We start from the raw sequence: 18,733 nt of genomic DNA, 5'->3' as shown, positions 1-18,733 counted from the left end.
AATCTGTCACCCTCCTGCCCGCCTCGCCTGACTGGGCGACGCTTCGACCTGCAGGAGGGAGGGACCAATGACCGCCGGCTATTCGACCACAGCGCTCGCCGACAAGCTCGGCTTCAAACCCGGCATGCGGCTGTTCATCGCCGATATGCCCGCCAGCGTGCGGGAAGAGGCGCAGGTCGATGACCTTGGCCTTGAGGTGCTCGCCGCGCCCTGCACCGGGATCGACGCGGCGCATGTCTTCGTGACCGAGCGTGCGATACTGGACCGCGAGCTCAACGCGCTGCGCCAACTGATCGCGCCCAGCGGCTTCATCTGGGTATCCTGGCCCAAGAAAGCCGCGAAGGTCGATACCGACATCAGCGAGGATACGATCCGTGAGGTCGCCCTGCCCCTCGGCTTGGTCGACGTGAAGGTTTGTGCGGTGGACGCAACCTGGTCGGGGCTCAAGCTGATGATCCGCAAGGAATTGCGCACAAATGGATGACGTACCCTCGGTCGCGTGGCGCCGCTATCCCGAGATGGACGATGCGCAGAGGATCGCCGCTGCCCGCGCCTTCCACGACGCCATCGCCACCCGCCGCTCCTGCCGCGCCTTTGCCTCGACCCCGATTCCGCGCGAAGCAATCGAATGGGCAATCCGCGCCGCCGGCAGCGCGCCCAGCGGCGCCAACCACCAGCCCTGGCATTTCGCCGTGGTCGAGAGCGCAGCAGGCAAGGCCGCGATTCGCGCAGGCGCTGAGGCGGAGGAGCGCGAATTCTACGCCGGCAAGGCGGGCGAGGAGTGGCTCCGCGCGCTCGCCCCGCTCGGCACCGATGCCGACAAGGCGTATCTCGAGATCGCACCCTACCTCATCGTCATCTTCGGTCAGCGCCGTGGGGGTCTCAATCCCGGCGACGATTTTCAGAATTACTATGTCACCGAAAGCGTCGGGATCGCCACCGGACTGCTGCTGACCGGGCTTCACGCGGCCGGGCTGGCGACGCTGACGCATACCCCAAATCCGATGAAGTTCCTCAACAGCGTCTGCGCACGCCCCGACACCGAAAAGCCGACGATGATCGTAGCCGTCGGCCATCCTGCACCCGACGCAACGATCCCGGTTCACGCCTTGCACAAAAAGCCGCTGGAGCAGATCGCCAGCTGGCTCTGACGAGGCTGGCGCTGGCGCGCAGACAGGTGTATTCCTTCGCTAACACGGGGGGAGACATTTCATGACCACAACCATGGCGGGCGACCGCCATCTGACGCTCGACACTGTTCGCGGCGTCGCGGTGCTGGGTATCTTGTTGCTCAACATCATTGGCTTCGCGATGCCGATGCCCGCCTATTTCAACCCGGCAGCGTATGGCGGATCGCAGGGGATCGACCTTGCCGCATGGTTGGGCAACTTCGTGCTGTTCGACGGCAAGATGCGCGGCCTGTTCTCCTTCCTGTTCGGCGCATCGACCCTGCTCGTGATCGAGCGCGCAACCGCAAAGGGCGAAAGCGCGGCCATGGTCCATTATGCGCGGATGATCTGGCTGCTCGTCTTCGGCCTCGTCCATCTCTGGGCGATCTGGTTCGGCGATATCCTCAGCCACTATGCGCTGATCGGCATGATCGCCTTCTTCTTCCGTAATGCGCGGGTAAAGACGTTGCTGATCGTCGGGTGCATCCTGCTGGTGCCCCAGTTCATCGTCACTGCCATCATCCCGCTGCTCGTCGCCATGGCGGAGCTGACCCCTGGCCAGCCGGAAATGGCAAAAGCCGCCGAAGGGCTGAACGAGGCGTTCGGCAAGCCCTCCAGCGCGTGGCTTACCAAGGAGGTAGCGCTGTACCGCGGCGACTGGTGGAGCATCGCCGTTGACCGGTTCAAGGAAACGAAATGGCTGCCGCTCGGCGGGCTCATCCAATATGGCTGGGAAACTCTCGCCTATATGCTGTTCGGCATGGCCGCGTATCGCAGCGGCATGCTGACCGGACAGTGGGAGCGGTCGCGCTATTGGCGCTGGGTTGTCATCGGGTTCGGGATCGGCATCCCGGCCTATGCGGCGCTCGCGCTATGGATGATCCGGTCTGACTTCGGGCTGTTCGAGGTGACCTCGGCGGCGATGGTACTGACCACGCCGATCCGCCCGCTGATGATCATGGGCTGGGCCAGCCTGATCGTGCTGCTGATGCGCCCGGGCGGGTTGTTGACCGACCGGCTTGCTGCAGCGGGGCGGATGGCGTTCACCAACTATCTGATGACCAGCGTCATCTGCACCACCGTCTTTTACGGCTATGGCCTTGGCTTCTACGGCGCCTTGTCGCGGGCCGAGGTCTATCTGGTGGTGTTCGCGGTGTGGGCGCTGATCTTGCTGTGGTCGAAGCCGTGGCTTGAGCGATTCGCTTACGGCCCGCTGGAATGGCTGTGGCGCAGCCTGGCGCGCGGACGGCTCCAGGAGATGGCCGGCGGGGCGCTCGCCCGCTGATTGCGAACGCCACGCAATAACTGTTGCGAATCACTCTCACTCGCCTTAGCTTGGCTATGTCGAGTGAGAGGGTCACATGGTCGTCTGCGTCTGTAACGCCATTCGTGAGAAGGATGTCCGCGCTGCGGCGCGCGACGGTGCGATCAGCGCGTGCCAGGCCTATCGCGCGCTCGGGCGTCAGGCCAAGTGCGGCCAGTGCGTCCCGTTTGCGCGAGCCATTATCGATGCCGAGCGCGCTGCTGCGTAGCGTTCGCATCTTCGCCAACCCGCAGAAATCCGCCATTTTCTGACTGTCTGAAGCGCCCTGCCCGCGCTATACTCGCGCTCGAAATCCGAACGCGAAAGGTGCGACATGAAGGGCGATCCCAAGGTCATCGATTATCTGAACGAGGTGCTCAAGGGTGAGCTGACCGCGATCAACCAGTACTGGCTGCACTATCGCCTGTTCGATCATTGGGGTGTGAAGAAGCTCGCCGAGTTTGAGCGGCACGAGTCGATCGACGAGATGAAGCATGCCGATATGCTCGCCGAGCGCATCCTGTTTCTCGACGGCCTCCCCAATTTCCAGCTGCTTGGCCGCCTGCGCATCGGTGAGACGGTCGAAGAGGCGCTCAAGGCCGATCTGGAGCTGGAATATGAAGCCGTCGCGCTGCTCCGCGACGCGATCGAGCATTGCGAGAAGGTCCGCGACTATGGCAGCCGCGACCTGTTCCAGCGCATCCTCGACAGCGAGGAAGAACATGTCGACACGCTCGAAACCCAGTTCGAGATGATCGAACGGATGGGCATCCAGAACTACATCCAGCTCAACGCGAAGGCTGAGGAAGGCTGAGTCAGGCCGCGGGGCGGCGTCCGAACATCGGGCGCCGTTCGACCAGCGGGTTGGCTTCACGCTCCAGCAACGCCAGCGTCGCCTGAAACAGCGGGCGTAGCTCGACCACCAGCTTGAGCGCCTCGCTCGGATCGTCGCGGCTTTCGACGCATTGGCGCGCGATTTCCTCGATCGCGGCGGCACATTCCGACAGCGGCTCGGCACCGAACTGGCGCGATTCGCCCTTCAGCGTGTGCGCGGGCAGCACCATGGCCGCAGCATTGTGAGCGCGCATCGCCTCCTCGATCTGCGCGACCGACTTGACGCCGTCCTCCTGGAAATAGCCCAAGATCCGCACGAAATTGGCGCCAAGCTGCGTCCGGGCACGCGCGAACGCCGTCCAGTCCACCAGCCGGTCCCCATCGAGCGTCGCCACATCAACCTCCAGCTTACGCAACCCGTTGCAATCACAGATATGGGTAAGTGGGTAAACGTCCGGTTGACAGGAAACCGTTTTCCTGTGGAGCGGGCTCGCGCCCAATCAATCCTTGTCGAACGGGTTTTTCGACGGGCGCATGGTGAGGCGCACCGGCACCGCGCCAAAGCCGAACTCCTTGCGCATGCTGTTGACCAGATAGCGCTCATAGCTTTGCGGGAGCAGATCGACCCGCGTGCCGAACAGGATGAAGCTGGGCGGGCGGGTCTTGGCCTGGGTGACGTAGCGCGGCTTGATCCGCTTGCCACCGGGCGCAGGCGGCGGATTGGCTTCGATCGCGCGTTCGAACCAGCGGTTGAGCTGGCCGGTCGTGATGCGCCGCGACCACGCCTCGCGCGTTTCAAACGCGACCTTGATCAGCGTGTCGAGCCCTTTGCCGGTTGCGCCGGACACAGTGAGCAGCGGCACGCCCTTCACCTGCGCGAGTCCTTCGTCCAGCGCGCCCTTGACGCCGTTGAACAGGCTCGACTGGTTCTCGGCCACGTCCCATTTGTTGAGCGCGATGACGAGCGCGCGGCCTTCCTGCAGCACCTTGTCGGCGATCTTGAGATCCTGCACCTCCAGCCCCTTGGTCGCATCGAGCAGCAGCACCACGACCTCAGCGAAGTCCACCGCCCGCAGCGCGTCGGCGACCGACAGCTTCTCCAGCTTCTCCTGAACCTTGGCGCGTTTGCGCATGCCGGCGGTATCGATCAGGCGCACCGGACGCTCATTGCCGTCTTCGTCGGTCCACAGCCATTCGATCGCGATCGAATCGCGCGTGATCCCCGCCTCCGGCCCGGTGATCAGGCGATCCTGTCCCAAAAGCTTGTTGATCAGCGTCGACTTACCCGCATTGGGGCGACCGACGACCGCCAGCTTCAGCGGCGCGTTGGGCGATTCGTCCTCGTCTTCCTCGAATTCCTCGTCCTCACGGTCGATAAAGGGGCGTAGCGCTTCGAACAGGTCGGCAATGCCCTCGCCATGCTCGGCCGAGAAGGGCACCGGATCGCCCAAGCCAAGCGCCATCGCTTCGTGAATGCCGGGTTCGGCCGCGCGACCCTCGGCCTTGTTCGCCAGCAGCACGATCGGCGTGCCGGAGCTGCGCAGCCAGCGTGCGACCTCCTCGTCGAGCGGCGTGATGCCCGCGCGTGCGTCGATCATGAACAATGCGACATCAGCCTTGCGCACCGCTGCCTCGGTCTGCGCGCGCATCCGGCCGGGCAGGCTCGCGGGGTCTTCATCCTCGAACCCGGCGGTGTCGATGATGCGGAACGGACACCCCAGCAGGTCGCCGTCGCCCTCCCGCCGGTCGCGGGTAACGCCGGGCTGATCGTCGACCAGCGCAAGGCGCTTGCCGACAAGCCGGTTGAACAGGGTTGATTTGCCGACATTGGGTCGGCCGATGATCGCTACGGTAGGAAGACGCATCCGCGCCCCCTACCGCAACTAGGGTCTGCACTCAATCAGAGCGGGGTCGAGACGGAGCGGATTTTGGCGCAGGGCGAGGAGTGCGGAGGGAGCGATGCCGAAGCATCGTGACCGACAAGCGACGACGCCATGAGCCAAAAGGCGCCCGCCGCTACGCGGTTGCCCAGGCAAGGCCGCCGGACGGCGTCGCTTGCTTGCGCGTAGTTCAGCTACGCGGCGGCGCTGCACTCCTTGCCGGCGGCCTTGCCTGGGCAATCTCGATCCCCGTTCTGACTGAGTGCAGACCCTCGCGCCTCAGCGATAGGCGGTGATCTCACCCTTGTCGCTGAGGATGTAGAGCGTGTTGTTGGCAACGATCGGCGACAGGCTGATCCTTTCGCCGACTTCGATCGTCGATCCCACGCTGCCATCGGACGGCGAGACGGAAACCAGCTCACCACGCGAGTTACCCAGCCACAGGCGATCACCCGCCAGCACCGGGCCGACCCAGGTAATCGGACCCTTCTTGTCCTCTTCATCGCGCCACGCGCGCATCTGGCTGATCCAGCGGATCTTGCCGCTACCTCGCGCGATGCAGACGAGGCGCGCGTCGTCGGTCATCACGAAAATCCACTCCCCCGCGATCCACGGGGTCGAAATTCCCGCAAAATTCTGTTCCCAGACGCGGTTGCCCGATGCCAGTTCGAACGACGCCATGCGCTCGCCCTGCCCGACGGCGTAGACGCGGCCCTGATCGATCACCGGCTCGGCATCGATATCCACCAGGCTGGACACCGAGGTCGAGATGGTCGAGCGCGACAGCGTATCAGTCCACAGCGCACGGCCATTTTCGTAGCGATAGGCATTGAGCTCGCCGGACGAGAAGCCTGCGACAATCGTGCCCTGCGCGGCAGCCGGAGCCGCCACGCCGAACACGCCCTGCGTTTCCGGGGTGCCCGACTGGGTCCACACCACCGCGCCATCGGCCTGTGCCAGCGCGAACAGCTGATTGTCCTGCGACACGACATAGGCGTTGCCCAGGAACAAGGTCGGCGCACCGCGCAGCGGGCCGCCCGGCTTCTTGCGCCACACTTCGGTCCCGGCAGCCGCATCGATTGCGACGACATCGCCCAGCCCGTTGGTCGCGAACACGCGCCCACCCTCGGCACTCACGCCACCGCCAAATGCCGCCCGGCGATTTTCCTTGTCGGTCGATGTCGCGAGCGACCACAGCTTGTTGCCGCTATTGGCGTCAAAGGCATGAACGACCGCTTCGGTATCGACGGCGAACAGCTTGCCATCAGCCACGACCGGTGCGGCGGCGAGCCGGACGCGGCCCGTGGTCCCCGCGATCTTGGCTGACCACGCCCGCACCGGGGTCTGCCCCAGCGCCAGATGGCCCATCACCTTGGATGCGCTACCGCCCGGCTGGGTCCAACCCGGGTTGACCGTCGCCATCGGCAGCACGACCTGAACCTCGGCGAGCGTCTTGTCGGCGGTGATGCCGGACTCGCCGGCGAGAATCGGCACGCGCTGCCCGAGCACCGGAGTCTTGCTGCCGCCGCCCTTGAAGATGCCGCACGCGCTGAGCGCCACCAGCGCCGCGAGCGCGACGGGGATACGAACCGACTTCATCATTGTGCTTTCTTGTCCTCACCCTCGTCGACGATCGCGTCGACACCCAGTACGCCGGCCATCTGAACCGCGCGTTGACGGATCGAGCGCGGAACGCCCTCGTCCTTGGCGATTTCGCCATATAGTTTGCCGGCCTGCGCGCGCTTGCCCTGACGCAGATAGGCGCCAGCGAGCATCTCGCCCGCGCTGCCGTACCAAGCGCTGTCCTTGACCGCGAGGCCACCCAGTCGGGCAATAACGACGTCAGGCTTGATCGTGTCATATTCGATCATGGTCTGACGAATCAGCGCCAGGTCGCGAAACTCCTGCGGCACTTTGGTGTCCGCGGCGATCGCGCCCATCAGCGCCGCCGCGCCCTTGAGGTCGTTCTTCTGCAGCAGCAGGGTCGCCTGCGTGAAACGCGCGCTGGCGCTGAACCCGTCGGTGTTGGACTCGGCCAATTCCTTCAGCGACGTTTCGGCCAGCTGCGGCTTGTTCTCGCCCAGCGCCTTGAACGCTGCGGCATATTTGTCGCCCTCGGCCGCACGCTTTCCGTCGCTATGGCTCTGCCAATACAGGAAGCCGCCGAACGCCACGAGCGCGGCGACGATCGCGACGATGATCCAGCGTCCGTAATTCTGCCAGATGTGCAACGCCTGATCCTTGCGGAGCTCTTCGTCGACCTCACGCAGAAAGGCATCGTTGCTTTGCGGGCTCAGCGCCAAGGGGGAAACTCCATCGGGGAAATTAGGGGGTTGCGGGGGCGGACCTTAGCCGCGCCGGATGGGAAACGAAAGCGTCAGTCCTTCGGCTTATAGACTTGTTCGTCGCCCGGAAAACTCCGATCGCGCACGGCGGCGGCGTAGCCCTCGACCGCGGCGGAAATGCGGCCAGCCATGTCGTCGAACTTCTTCACGAACCGCGGGGTACGCTCGAACAGGCCGAGCATGTCCTCGGTCACCAGCACCTGGCCGTCGCACTGCGCCGACGCGCCGATACCGATCACCGGGCAGCCGACAGCAGCGACGATCTCGTTCGCCAGCGTTTCCACGACGCCCTCGGCGACGATGGCAAAGGCGCCCGCCTCCGCCACGGCCCGCGCGTCACCGATGATCTTGGCAAACTCGGCATTGCCGCGCCCGCGCGCGCCATAGCCGCCGAGCGCGTTCACTGCCTGCGGCGTCAGGCCGATATGGCCCATTACGGGAATGCCGCGCGCAGTGAGGAATGCGACCGTCTCCGCCATCGCCGCCCCACCCTCCAGCTTCACGCCCGCAGCGCCCGTCTCCGCCATGATCCGGGCGGCCGATTCGAACGCCTGTTGCGGGCTCGCTTCATAGCTCCCGAACGGCATGTCGATGATGACAACCGAATGATAGCTGCCCCGCACCACCGCCGCGCCATGCGCGCACATCATGTCGAGCGTCACCGCCAGCGTGGACGGCAGGCCATAGATCACCTGCCCCAGGCTGTCGCCGACCAGCAGCACGTCGCAATGCGGGTCGAGCAGCTGCGCCATGCGCGCGGTGTAGGCGGTGAGCATCACCACCGGCTCCTTGCCCTTGCGCGCCTGAATCGCGGGGACGGTCAGCCGCTTCATCGGCGCCGGAGTCGGCGTCGCGCGGCTGGTGGAGGTGTCGATGGTGAAGGTCGTGGACATGGGATCGCGCTCTAGCGGGGCCATTGCGACCGCGCCAGCAGGCACAGCATCAATGTCATGCGATCTTGACTCAATGTTCGTTGTATATAACATCGAGTCGCATTAACCTTACATGGGAGGAAGCGCATGGCGTTTCGCGAAAAAATTGCCTGGGTGGCGTTTCTCAGCACCGTGCTGATCTGGGGCGCGTTCTTCGTCATCCTCGTCCAGATCCCGCACGAAGCGCGCGGGCTGGCGATGCTCGGCCCGTTCATCGCCGCGACGATCGCGCAGGCGGCGGTGATGATCGTCGCGGCGACGGTCTGGGCGATCGGCGCGCCGAAAGAGGCCAATGCCCCGGCTGATGAGCGCGACCGCGCGGTCGGTCGGCGCGCGACGGGGATCGCCTATTTCACCCTGATTCTCGGCGTCGCCGCAGTGATCGTCTGGCTGCACTTCGGCCTGCATGGGCCGGACACGATCTTCGCGCTGGCAGGCGCTTTCATCCTCGCTGAGGCGGTCCGGTTCGGCGCCACCGCGCTCGGCTATCGCAAGGGAGTTTGACAATGGCTTATCGTGAGAAGCTCGCCTGGCTCGAACTCATCGGCATGGTGATTGCCTATGGCGGATATTTCATCGGAGTCGGGATGGTCGATCCCGCTCCGGGTCGGCTGGAAACGCTGACCTATGTCGCACTGTTCGGTGCAGCCACCGTGGTGCGGCTGCTAATCCTCGGCTCGGGCTGGCTGACACTCCGGGCACAGATGGGAGTCGAGGCGCGTGCCAAGCCCGACGAGCGCGACCGATCGATCGCGCGGCGCGGCGCAGCCATCGGCTATTATGTCCTGCTCGGCCTGATGCTATGGGTCGGCGTGATGCTGCCGCTGACCGACACCGGCTGGGCGGTCGCCAACTCGGCGCTGGCCGCAATCATCATCGCCGAAATCGTGCGCGACGCGGTCATCGTCGCCAGCTATCGGCGGGGCTGGCATGGCTAACCCCCCGATCGCCAACCGCATTCGGATGCTGCGCTTCATGGCCGGTGAGATGACGCAAGCCGAGCTGGGCGACCGGGTCGGCGTCACCCGCCAGACGATCGCGGCGATCGAGCAGGGGAAATACTCCCCCACGCTCGAAACCGCATTCCGCATCGCCCGCGCCTTCGACAAGCCGCTCGAGGAGGTATTCCAGTGGGCGGGGGAGTAATCCCCCTCCCTTCCGGGTTTCACCGCAGCAGGCCCTTGCCCTTTGCCCTGTTCGCGAACCAGAGCTGGAACAGCTGCACCAGCAGGATGAACATGGGAAAATAGGCAACCCAGGCCCCCCGCACGGCGAGAATGTCGGTCGCGACGAACAGCCAGCCAAACTGGATGATCACGGCCACCACCGAAAGTGCGGACAGCATGACCGCAGCAGACCGGCGCATGAGCAACATGATCGCACCGAGCAGTCCGCTGAGCACTGCGACAATGTAAACCACGCCATACCATGTCGGGAGCGATGCATAGAGCTGCCGGTCATAGTCGGTTGTGCCAGCCCCATCACCCGGGCCCATGACGAAATGCATGTAGAGCGACGCGCAGCCCATCAGGCCCCACAGGATCAACACTATAGCCCCGACGGTGAACCACACCGGTGCCTTCGACGCCCCTTCGGTCATCTTGCCCTCCCCTTTGCTTCAATCGGGAGAGACTATCCTAAACCGCGCGCTTGCCAATCATTTCGTTACAGCAACGCTGCCGCCCATTGGTCCGGCTTGAACCCGACCAGCAGCCCGCCGCGATATTCGACCACCGGTCGCTTGATCAGCGAAGGATGCGCCGCCATCAGCGACAGCGCCTTGGCCGCGTCGATATCCGCCTTGTCGGCCTCGTCGAGCTTGCGAAAGGTCGTGCCGGCGCGGTTGAGCAGCGGCTCCCACCCCACCGCCTGGGCCCATTTCGCGAGCCGCGCTGGGTCCGCGCCTTCCTTCTTATAGTCATGGAAAGCGTAGGCGATGCCGTTGGCGTCGAGCCAGGTCCGCGCCTTCTTGACCGTGTCGCAGTTGGGGATGCCGTAAAGCGCGATCATCGGAAGATGCACGTCTGACCGGACCAGAGCGCGGTCACCTTGGCCCCATCACCCGCACCATCGAGCAGGCCGGAAAAATCGCCCTTATCGGTCGCAAATTCGCGACCCAGCGAGCTGTCGGGCACATCGCTGATCGCCAGTGCATCCGCGACCTGCTTGCGCGTCGATCCGATACCCGCGCCGGTCGCCGTGGTCAGCTTCGGCTTTGCGCCGTCAAGGAACCAGCCGACAAACTTGTCCTGCTGGAACCACAGGGTCAGCCCGCCGAATTCGACGAACTCCATCGCCCCTTCACCGCACTCTTCATTGCGGCCGGTGTCGCTCGGCTTGCCCAGCGCCGCAGTGGCGCCGGTCACTGTCAGTGCACGCGCGGTCCCGAACGCCAGCTCACGGGCACGCCCGGTTTGCGGGTCGACCAGGCTCAGCGCCTCTGGTGCGAGATTGAGCAGCGGCGTGGTTGCATCGGCGGGAGCCGCCATATTGCCGTCCGCAGCTTCGCTTTCGTTGACGACGGCTTCTGCCGTTGCCGCTTCATTCGGCGCCGCGGCGTTGGGCAGCGATGTCCCGCCGCACGCGGCGAGCAGCATCGGCACGGTCAGGCTTGCGAAACGGATCATTCCCATTCGATTGTTCCGAGCATATTCAAGTCATTGAAATAAAGCGTGAAAAAAATATTTTGCAGAAAGTTTGCCGAAGATTGGTCCGTCATATTTCTAACCTTATGTTTTTACTGAGAAATATGCCCGGGAATTCGAAGCGGAGGTTTCGATGCCTATCGATGACAATCGGCAATCGAGCCGAAAAAATTCATTTGTGTAAGATGGCATCGAATGACGAATCGTCATGTAGCATTTTACCGTCATCTTTAAAGTGTATTGGCGTTGGCACCGCCTAAAATTCAGCTGCAAATCGGGGGAAGGTCTTCCCCTGTGCCGAAGCCGCCTTGCGTCTCCGGCTACCCCTTCTGCGGGGATACCCCGCAACGCCCCGAGAAGCTGAGCGGGGCTGTTGACGCGCTCTGTCCCGCAGGCCCGTCGGCCCTGCTCCTGAGGGCGCGGCATTTGAGATGGGAGGCCCCGCGCGCACTCTGAACCGGCGGCCATGGTTTCATGTGCAGGCGATGAAAGCCGACAAGCCCCGCCTTTCCGCCTGCACGGGCAAGGGCGAGCGATCCTCGCCTCCCTTCAGGGTGCGGTTTTTTTGCTGCGCCAACTTCGCTGGCCGCTCGTACGACCATCAGCATGAGCAGGTTGGAGTGAGAGGATCGCGGGCTTCGCCGTGACGGGATGAGGGTCGAGAGAGAGGCTCCCGGCCGCCCGTCATGGAGATTTTCTCATGAACATGCATGTTCTCGATGGGCCTCGCGACGTTGGCGGTGGCTACAAAGTCGATGTTTTCCGCGGCCAGCGCGTTGGGCGGGTGTCATCCGAATGGTTCTCGCGGCCCGACGATGAGCGGTATCTGTCACTCGGCGATCTGGCCCGCTCGGTACGAAGCCGGTCAGAGCGCAGCCGGACCCGCGTGGTCGAGTCCGCGCTGATCCATGTCGAAGCGAGCCGAAACGATCCCGAGCGCCTGTCGCTGATACTGCCCGGTGCCGATGCCCCCGTGGCACCGACCCATTGGAGCTTCGGGCAACTGGCCAGCCAGGTCGGCGCTCCCGCAGCCTATCTGCGTCAACTCCCCGCCCCGCTCGCCGCGATCAACCTGCAATACGGCCTGACCTCGAACCGGGCCGAGCAGATCAAGACGCTGGAAACCGACAATGGCCACGTGGAACTGCGCGCCGTGACCGGCCCGGACTACGGTCGGATCTACGACCACGAACTCGTCGAAGCCGTGCAGAGGATCGCGGGCAATGGCGCCGGCGACACCCGCTGGAAGGTGCCCGGCGTGCTCGACTGGTCGACCGGGATCTACAATCCTTGTGTAGACATTTCGAAGGACACGACTACGCTCTACGCCTCCGACCGTGACGTGTTCCTGTTCCTGGTCGATGATCTCAACCCGATCGAAGCAGGCCGTTTGCCCGACGGATCGCCCGATCTCTTTTTCCGCGGCTTCTACTGCTGGAACTCCGAGGTCGGTGCGAAGACGCTCGGCATGGCAAGCTTTTACCTGCGCGCGGTCTGCCAGAACCGGAACCTCTGGGGCGTCGAGGACTTCGAGGAGATCAGCATCCGGCACAGCAAGTATGCCGCCAACCGCTTCGCCCACGAAGCCGCGCCGGCGCTGGAAGGCTTCGCCAACTCCTCGCCGCTGCCCTTCGTCAACGGGATCAAGGCGGCCCGCGAGCGGATCGTCGCCCGCACCGACGAGGATCGCAGCGATTTCCTGCGGGCGCGCGGCTTCTCGAAGGCAGAGACCGGCAAGATCATCGAGACCGTCCTCGCCGAGGAAGGTCGCCCGCCCGAATCGATCTTCGATTTCGTGCAGGGCATTACCGCGCTCGCCCGCAGCAAGGCCCATCAGGATGCCCGGCTCGACATGGAAGGCAAGGCCAAGAAGCTGCTCGACCGGGTCCATTGATCTGGGTTCATCCTGTCTGTTCTCCCGCGTGGCGCTGCCTTCTCCGAAAGTGAGAGGGCGGCGCTTCGCTTCGTGACGGGTCGAGGCCGAGAGAGAGGCTCCCGGCGGCCCGTCATGGAGAACACCCATGACCAAGTCTCAAACCAAGTCCCCGGCCAAGCCATTGCCCAAGCTCGTGCTCAGTTCATCGCGAGACATCCCCTTTTCCCAGCTGGTGCTGAGCCAGAAGAACGTCCGGCGCGTGAAGGTCGGCATCTCGATCGAGGATCTGGCCGACGATATTTATCGCCGGACCCTGCTTCAGAGCCTCAATGTCCGCGCGATCGTCGATGCCGATGGTGAGGAAACCGGCCAGTTCGAGGTGCCTGCTGGTGGCCGCCGCTTCCGCGCGCTCGAACTGCTGGTCAAGACCAAGCGGATGGCAAAGGACCAGCCCGTGCCCTGCGTGTTGCGCGAGGCCGGCATCGCCGAGGAAGACTCGCTCGCTGAAAACGTCATGCGCGAGGGCCTTCACCCGCTCGACCAGTTCCGCGCCTTCAGCGCGCTGATCGAGGCCGGGCTGTCTGAAGAAGACATCGCAGCGCGGTTCTTCGTCTCAGTCTCGACCGTGCGGCAGCGTCTGCGGCTCGCTTCGGTCGCGCCCAGCCTGCTCGACGCCTACGCCGACGACGGCATGACGCTCGAACAGCTCATGGCTTTCACTGTCACCGACAACCATGCCCGCCAGGAGCAGATCTGGGAACAGGTCAATCAGGGGCACCATGCGCCCGCTTACCAGATTCGTCGCCTGCTGACCGAAGATGCCATTGCCGCGAGCGACCGCCGCGTGCGCTTCATCGGGCTCGACGCCTACACCGAGGCCGGCGGCTATGTGATGCGCGACCTGTTCTCGTCGGACGACGATGGCTGGCTGCAGGATCCGGCGCTGGTTGAACTGCTTGTTTCGGAAAAGTTCTCCGAGATCGCCCGGGAAATCGGCGCCGAAGGCTGGAAATGGGTCGAGGCCGCCATCGATCTGCCGTTCGGCTGCGAACGCGGCAAACGCCGCATCAACGGCACCACCGTTCCACTGACTGACGAAGAGCAGGCGCGGCTCGATTTGCTGGTCGAGGAATATGATGCGATCGGCGAGGAATATCGCGATGGCTGTGACCTGCCCGACGAAGTCGACGCCCGGCTGACCGAGATCGACGCCGAACTGACCGCGCTCAATTGCCGCCCGGTTAGCTATGAGCCGGATGAGCAGGCTCGCGCTGGCGTGTTCGTATCGCTGGCGCACGACGGACGACTGCGGATCGATCGCGGCTATGTCCGGCCCGACGATGAGCCCCTTGCCGAAGGGCAAAATGCGGACGAAGCCGGGGGCGATGGAGGCACGTTCGAGAGCGCGACCGTCATGGTCGGCGGCCAGATGCAGGATGCCGGCATGACTGACGACGAAGACGACGCCATTCGTCCGTTGCCCGATCGGCTCATTTCCGAGCTGACCGCCGAACGCACGGTGGCGCTGCGCGATGCCGTGGCCAACGACCCGCAAGCGGCCTTCCTCGCTCTGCTGCATGCACTCACCCTGTCCGTGTTCCGCTCGCATAGCACCCATGGCTGCGTGCAGATCGGCGTCACCCAGGCCTGGCTCGGCAATGTCGCCCCGAACTTGCGCGAGAGCAGCTGGAGCAAGAAGGTCCAGGCACGGCACGAAAAATGGGGCGAAAAGCTGCCCGACGAACCGCAGGCACTTTGGGATGCACTCGCCGCCATGCCGAACGACGCGCAGATGGCGCTCCTCGCCCATTGCGTGTCGCTCGGCGTAAACGCCCTGTTCGAGCCGACCAAGGGATATGACGGGCGCATCTCGGCGCACGGCGTGGCCCAGCGGATCGCGGCGGCTGATGCGCTGGCGACGGTGGTCGGGCTCGACATGGCGCAGGCGGGCTGGACGCCAACGGTCGACAATTATCTCGGCCGCGTCACCAAGCCGCGGATCATCGAGGCCGTGCGCGAAGCCAAGGGCGATGCAACCGCCGTGCTGATCGAGCACCTCAAGAAGGGAGACATGGCGCGGGAAGCCGAACGCCTGCTCGATGGCACGGGCTGGCTGCCCGAACCGCTGCGGCTGCCTGTCGCCGATCCGGAAGTCGAAAGCGCCGAACTGCCCGACTTCCTCAGCGACGAGGACGGCGAATACGACAGCGAATTCGATCCTGTGGCGATCGCCGCCGAATGAATGGCTGCGCGGGGCGGCTCCGGTCGCCCCGCCAACCTCCATCCCCAATTTCATCAAGGAGCCATGTCATGGCTGACTATTTCACGCCCACCGTGATCGATCCGGTGATCCCGCTTGCCGCGATGGTGCCGATCGAACGCATTTTCCTCGCACAGGTTTTCGATGAAGAGCTGATTGGCGAGACCGCATACTATTTCAGCGAGGATGGCGCGAACGACCTGATCTCGCTGCCCGCCAACGAAGTTCGTGCAGCGCTTGAAGCCGCGATGCCGGAAACCAGTCGGCTCGCGCAGAAGCTGATCGACGAGCAGCCTGACGCTATCCTCGGCGAAGACGACATCGATCTCGACATGTGCGGCGATCTCTGGGCCGATGTGCTGCAGGACATCATCCGAAGGTCACCCGATCTCGACCATCTGACCGTCACCATGGCGTTTAGTTGCTCGAAGATGCGCCCTGATGGCTTCGGCGGGCTCGCCATGCTGATCACTGCCGGCACCGTCCGGTCGGAATCGACGCACACGCTGTTCGACCGCTTCTACGCCGAAGCGCAGGCCAATGGGGAGATCGGTCATGGCCATTCCTGACTATGCGCGCCGCAATTTCGAAACGCTGCTGAAGGCCGCCGAGGCCGGTGATCTTGCGCTGATGGAATGCACCGAGGTCGATACCGGCGAGACCCGCTTCGTCCTCTGTGCCGTGGGTCGCAATGACGACGATTACGTGATGACGCCATTCGGCCATCTCGCTCCCGGCAATCCCTACGAAGCCTATATCCCGCCTGCCTGAGCGCGGGTCCGCTTCGCCTCCAAGCCATTCATTCAAAGGACAATCCCATGACCAACCTGCCTTTGGCGGGCGCTTCCCTGCGCCCGCTTGCCGTCTCCAACCTCGTTCAGATCGCCGCAGCCATCGTCGCTGCTGCCCATGACCTGCTCGGGCATCTTGCCGCAGGTCGCCGTATCGACGCCTCAGCCGTCCGCACCGCTATGCAATCGGCGTTCGGCGCCAGTGACGCCAGCGGCGCCTGGGACTGGAAGGCCGCCTACGAAGCAGTCGAGGTCGCCCAAGTGCTGTGCATGCGCCGCTATGGACCGGCGATCCATGCCAAGTCCGCCGACCCGTTCGACCGGCTGAAACTGGTCGAGCGCATTGCGGCCCTCGCGCCCACCCAGACCCGGCGCAGCGAGGAGATGCAGGCATACCAGCAGTTCTCGACGCCGCTCGGACTGGCCTGGGTCGCGGGGTTCGCCGCCAGCTTCGTCCCCGGCGAACTGGTGCTCGAACCCTCGGCGGGCACGGGCATGCTTGCCATTCAGGCCGAACTGGGCGCGAGCAGGTTGGCTTTGAACGAAGTCGCCGATGTACGGGCCGCGTTGCTGCGCCAACTGTTCGGCGACAGCCCTGTCACCGCCCACGACGCGGCGCAGATCCATGATCGGCTCGACCCTGCCATCGTCCCAACCTGCATCGTTATGAATCCGCCATTCTCGGCGGCGCTTGGCATCGAGGCCCGCGTTGCCGACACAGCATTCCGGCATCTGTCGTCCGCAGTGTCCCGCCTTGCCGATGGCGGCAGGCTGGTCGCCATCACCGGCGCGAATTGCTCGCCCGAGCATAATGCATGGCGGAGTGCATTCGTCCGCCTGCAGGAGAAGGCGCGGGTCGTCTTCACCGCGCCGATCGCAGGCGCAGTCTATGCGGCGCACGGCACGACCTTCGAGACGCGATTGACGGTGATCGACAAGATGCCCGCCATCGATCCCACCTCGTTCCCGGCCACACCGGGCATGGCTCCCGACCTGGCGGCGCTGCTGCGCTGGCTCATCGCTGACCTTCCACCACGTTCGCCGTTGGCTGTCGCATCAATTCCAGCGCCCAGTGCGCAGCGCGTGAAGCCTTCCGCCCCCGCTGCCCGGACGAATCTTTCGGCCGTACCTTCACCCGAACCGTGCGGCGTGGAACTCGCCTATGAGACCGCGAACTGGTCTGACGACGCAACGGCCCGGTTGAGCGACACGCTCTACGAGCCCTATGCGTTCCAGTCGCTGCGCATCCCGGGCGCGCAGCCGCACCCGACCATGCTGGTACAATCCGCCGCCATGGCCTCGGTCGCGCCGCCCAAGCCGAGCTACCGTCCTCACTTGCCTTCCGGCCTCGTTGAACAGGGGCTGCTCTCCGACGCACAGCTGGAATCGGCGATCTATGCCGGCGAAGCCCATTCCGCGCATCTCGAAGGGCGCTGGACCGTCGATGCAACCTACGACAAGGTCGAGGCCGCACCCGACGATTGCGAAACTGCCGTCCGCTTTCGCAAGGGCTGGTTCCTTGGCGATGGCACCGGCGCGGGCAAGGGTCGCCAGGTTGCCGGAATCATTCTCGACAATTGGCTCAAGGGCCGCCGCCGTGCGGTCTGGATCTCGAAGTCCGACAAGCTGCTCGAGGATGCCCAGCGCGACTGGCGCGCATTGGGACAGGAACCCTTGCTGGTGTCTCCGCTCGCCCGTTTTCGCCAGGGTACGCCGATCCGGCTTGAGCAGGGCATCCTTTTCACGACCTATGCCACGCTACGCAGCGATGCGCGCGATGGACGGGTTTCCCGGGTCCAGCAGATCGTCGATTGGCTGGGACACGACTTCGATGGAGTCATTGTTTTCGACGAGAGCCATGCGATGCAGAATGCTGGTGGCGGCAAAAGCGAGCGCGGCGATGCGGCACCCTCGCAGCAGGGCCGCGCAGGGCTGCGGCTGCAACATGCTCTGCCAGATGCCCGCGTGCTCTACGTCTCGGCGACCGGGGCGACGACGGTCGAGAACCTTGCTTATGCGCAGCGGCTTGGCCTGTGGGGCGGCGCAGACTTCCCGTTCGACAAGCGCACCGATTTCGTCGCGGCGATCGAGGCAGGCGGCGTCGCGGCGATGGAGGTGCTGGCCCGCGACCTCAAGGCGCTCGGGCTCTATTCAGCCCGGTCGCTGTCTTACGAAGGCGTTGAGTACGAACTGCTCGAACATCAGCTGACCCCCGATCAGATCCGCATTTACGATGCCTACGCCGGGGCGTTTCAGGTGATCCACAACCATCTCGACGCCGCGCTTGAAGCCTCGGGCGTGACCAGCAGCAGCGACGGAACCTTGAACCCACAGGCCAAGTCTGCGGCCCGTTCCGCTTTCGAATCGAGCAAGCAGCGCTTCTTCAATCACCTGATCACGGCGATGAAGACCCCGACCCTGATCCGGGCGATCGAGCAGGGCTTGGCCGATGGTCATGCCTCGGTCGTCCAAATCGTCTCGACCGGCGAAGCGCTGCTGTCGCGCCGGCTCGCCGATATCGATCCGGGCGAATGGAACGACGTCCGCTGCGACGTGACCCCCAGGGAATATGTGTAATGTTGAGCTCAACATTAGACATATTCTTTGCAGTCGCAGTTTATGTCGAGCGTGGTGGCGGGAGGCGCAGGTTTCCTTCGGTTTTCCATGATTTCACTCCAGATATTATGAGGGTTAGAGA

General features: G+C 64.3%; 21 protein-coding genes. 13 read left to right on the top strand and 8 right to left on the bottom strand.

Features of this window, described 5'->3' with window-relative positions; genetic code table 11:
- Nucleotides 1–67: 67 nt before the first annotated feature.
- From KYX69_RS06670 to bfr, 5 genes are all read left to right on the top strand, one after another.
- Nucleotides 68–484 carry a hypothetical protein gene (locus tag KYX69_RS06670; protein WP_300495277.1) on the top strand — a complete coding sequence of 139 codons (417 nt, stop codon included), beginning with the start codon at nucleotides 68–70 and terminating at the stop codon, nucleotides 482–484.
- Nucleotides 477–1,151 carry a nitroreductase family protein gene (locus KYX69_RS06665; protein WP_300495274.1) on the top strand — a complete coding sequence of 225 codons (675 nt, stop codon included), beginning with the start codon at nucleotides 477–479 and terminating at the stop codon, nucleotides 1,149–1,151. The genes KYX69_RS06670 and KYX69_RS06665 overlap by 8 nt, the downstream gene beginning before the upstream one ends.
- Nucleotides 1,152–1,212: 61 nt before the next feature.
- Nucleotides 1,213–2,454 (top strand): DUF418 domain-containing protein, encoded by a 1,242-nt coding sequence (locus tag KYX69_RS06660; RefSeq protein WP_300495272.1) that lies wholly within the window; start codon nucleotides 1,213–1,215, stop codon nucleotides 2,452–2,454.
- Between the two features lie 76 nt (nucleotides 2,455–2,530).
- The gene (locus tag KYX69_RS06655; RefSeq protein WP_300495269.1) at nucleotides 2,531–2,701 is read left to right on the top strand and encodes a (2Fe-2S)-binding protein; all 171 of its coding nucleotides are present in this window, start codon (nucleotides 2,531–2,533) and stop codon (nucleotides 2,699–2,701) included.
- 105 nt (nucleotides 2,702–2,806) lie between these two features.
- Nucleotides 2,807–3,286 carry a bacterioferritin gene (bfr, locus tag KYX69_RS06650; protein ID WP_300495266.1) on the top strand — a complete coding sequence of 160 codons (480 nt, stop codon included), beginning with the start codon at nucleotides 2,807–2,809 and terminating at the stop codon, nucleotides 3,284–3,286.
- 1 nt (nucleotide 3,287) lies between these two features.
- Here the strand turns inward: bfr and KYX69_RS06645 are convergent, their stop codons facing one another.
- The 5 genes from KYX69_RS06645 to panB all read right to left on the bottom strand — a co-directional run bounded on the left by KYX69_RS06645 (nucleotide 3,288) and on the right by panB (nucleotide 8,424).
- Nucleotides 3,288–3,722: an Hpt domain-containing protein gene (locus KYX69_RS06645; RefSeq protein WP_300495263.1), complete on the bottom strand. Its 435-nt coding sequence runs from the start codon at nucleotides 3,720–3,722 to the stop codon at nucleotides 3,288–3,290.
- An 84-nt stretch (nucleotides 3,723–3,806) separates the two neighbouring features.
- The gene (gene der / locus KYX69_RS06640) at nucleotides 3,807–5,171 is read right to left on the bottom strand and encodes a ribosome biogenesis GTPase Der (RefSeq protein ID WP_300495260.1); all 1,365 of its coding nucleotides are present in this window, start codon (nucleotides 5,169–5,171) and stop codon (nucleotides 3,807–3,809) included.
- 294 nt (nucleotides 5,172–5,465) lie between these two features.
- On the bottom strand, nucleotides 5,466–6,788 hold the full coding sequence (locus KYX69_RS06635; protein ID WP_300495257.1) for a PQQ-like beta-propeller repeat protein: 1,323 nt from the start codon (nucleotides 6,786–6,788) through the stop codon (nucleotides 5,466–5,468).
- Nucleotides 6,785–7,489, bottom strand: coding sequence for a tetratricopeptide repeat protein (locus tag KYX69_RS06630; RefSeq protein ID WP_300495254.1), 705 nt, complete (start codon nucleotides 7,487–7,489; stop codon nucleotides 6,785–6,787). Before KYX69_RS06630 ends, KYX69_RS06635 begins: the two co-directional genes overlap by 4 nt.
- 74 nt (nucleotides 7,490–7,563) lie before the next feature.
- Nucleotides 7,564–8,424 (bottom strand): 3-methyl-2-oxobutanoate hydroxymethyltransferase, encoded by an 861-nt coding sequence (gene panB / locus KYX69_RS06625; protein ID WP_300495659.1) that lies wholly within the window; start codon nucleotides 8,422–8,424, stop codon nucleotides 7,564–7,566.
- A 126-nt stretch (nucleotides 8,425–8,550) separates the two neighbouring features.
- Here panB and KYX69_RS06620 point away from each other — a divergent pair, with 126 nt between their 5' ends.
- The 3 genes from KYX69_RS06620 to KYX69_RS06610 are packed head-to-tail and all read left to right on the top strand — an operon-like array spanning nucleotide 8,551 to nucleotide 9,609.
- Nucleotides 8,551–8,967: a hypothetical protein gene (locus KYX69_RS06620; RefSeq protein WP_300495252.1), complete on the top strand. Its 417-nt coding sequence runs from the start codon at nucleotides 8,551–8,553 to the stop codon at nucleotides 8,965–8,967.
- A 2-nt stretch (nucleotides 8,968–8,969) separates the two neighbouring features.
- Nucleotides 8,970–9,401, top strand: coding sequence for a hypothetical protein (locus tag KYX69_RS06615; protein ID WP_300495250.1), 432 nt, complete (start codon nucleotides 8,970–8,972; stop codon nucleotides 9,399–9,401).
- Entirely contained in the window at nucleotides 9,394–9,609 is a 216-nt protein-coding gene (locus KYX69_RS06610) for a helix-turn-helix transcriptional regulator (protein WP_300495248.1), read from the top strand. Before KYX69_RS06615 ends, KYX69_RS06610 begins: the two co-directional genes overlap by 8 nt.
- 19 nt (nucleotides 9,610–9,628) lie before the next feature.
- Here the strand turns inward: KYX69_RS06610 and KYX69_RS06605 are convergent, their stop codons facing one another.
- The 3 genes from KYX69_RS06605 to KYX69_RS06595 all read right to left on the bottom strand — a co-directional run bounded on the left by KYX69_RS06605 (nucleotide 9,629) and on the right by KYX69_RS06595 (nucleotide 11,090).
- Nucleotides 9,629–10,063, bottom strand: a complete 435-nt coding sequence (locus tag KYX69_RS06605; RefSeq protein ID WP_300495246.1) for a sugar transporter — start codon at nucleotides 10,061–10,063, stop codon at nucleotides 9,629–9,631.
- Nucleotides 10,064–10,128: 65 nt separating this feature from the next.
- On the bottom strand, nucleotides 10,129–10,473 hold the full coding sequence (locus KYX69_RS06600) for an ArsC family reductase (RefSeq protein WP_300495656.1): 345 nt from the start codon (nucleotides 10,471–10,473) through the stop codon (nucleotides 10,129–10,131).
- Nucleotides 10,470–11,090, bottom strand: a complete 621-nt coding sequence (locus KYX69_RS06595; protein WP_300495243.1) for a hypothetical protein — start codon at nucleotides 11,088–11,090, stop codon at nucleotides 10,470–10,472. Before KYX69_RS06595 ends, KYX69_RS06600 begins: the two co-directional genes overlap by 4 nt.
- A 718-nt stretch (nucleotides 11,091–11,808) precedes the next feature.
- Between KYX69_RS06595 and KYX69_RS06590 the strand changes: the two genes are divergently transcribed.
- The 5 genes from KYX69_RS06590 to KYX69_RS06570 all read left to right on the top strand — a co-directional run bounded on the left by KYX69_RS06590 (nucleotide 11,809) and on the right by KYX69_RS06570 (nucleotide 18,612).
- Nucleotides 11,809–13,002: a DUF932 domain-containing protein gene (locus KYX69_RS06590; protein WP_300495242.1), complete on the top strand. Its 1,194-nt coding sequence runs from the start codon at nucleotides 11,809–11,811 to the stop codon at nucleotides 13,000–13,002.
- 127 nt (nucleotides 13,003–13,129) lie between these two features.
- Complete coding sequence (locus KYX69_RS06585; protein WP_300495240.1) at nucleotides 13,130–15,226, top strand: ParB N-terminal domain-containing protein; 2,097 nt, start codon at nucleotides 13,130–13,132, stop codon at nucleotides 15,224–15,226.
- A 68-nt stretch (nucleotides 15,227–15,294) separates the two neighbouring features.
- Nucleotides 15,295–15,813 (top strand): hypothetical protein, encoded by a 519-nt coding sequence (locus KYX69_RS06580; RefSeq protein WP_300495238.1) that lies wholly within the window; start codon nucleotides 15,295–15,297, stop codon nucleotides 15,811–15,813.
- A complete protein-coding gene (locus KYX69_RS06575; protein WP_300495236.1) occupies nucleotides 15,800–16,015 on the top strand; it encodes a DUF6117 family protein in 216 nt (71 codons plus the stop codon). The genes KYX69_RS06580 and KYX69_RS06575 overlap by 14 nt, the downstream gene beginning before the upstream one ends.
- 47 nt (nucleotides 16,016–16,062) lie before the next feature.
- Nucleotides 16,063–18,612, top strand: coding sequence for a strawberry notch-like NTP hydrolase domain-containing protein (locus tag KYX69_RS06570; protein WP_300495234.1), 2,550 nt, complete (start codon nucleotides 16,063–16,065; stop codon nucleotides 18,610–18,612).
- Nucleotides 18,613–18,733: the final 121 nt, after the last annotated feature.

The sequence above is a fragment of the Sphingomonas sp. genome, assembly GCF_030145815.1.
GTDB lineage: Bacteria > Pseudomonadota > Alphaproteobacteria > Sphingomonadales > Sphingomonadaceae > Sphingomonas.
This window is presented reverse-complemented; position numbering and strand designations above follow the sequence as displayed.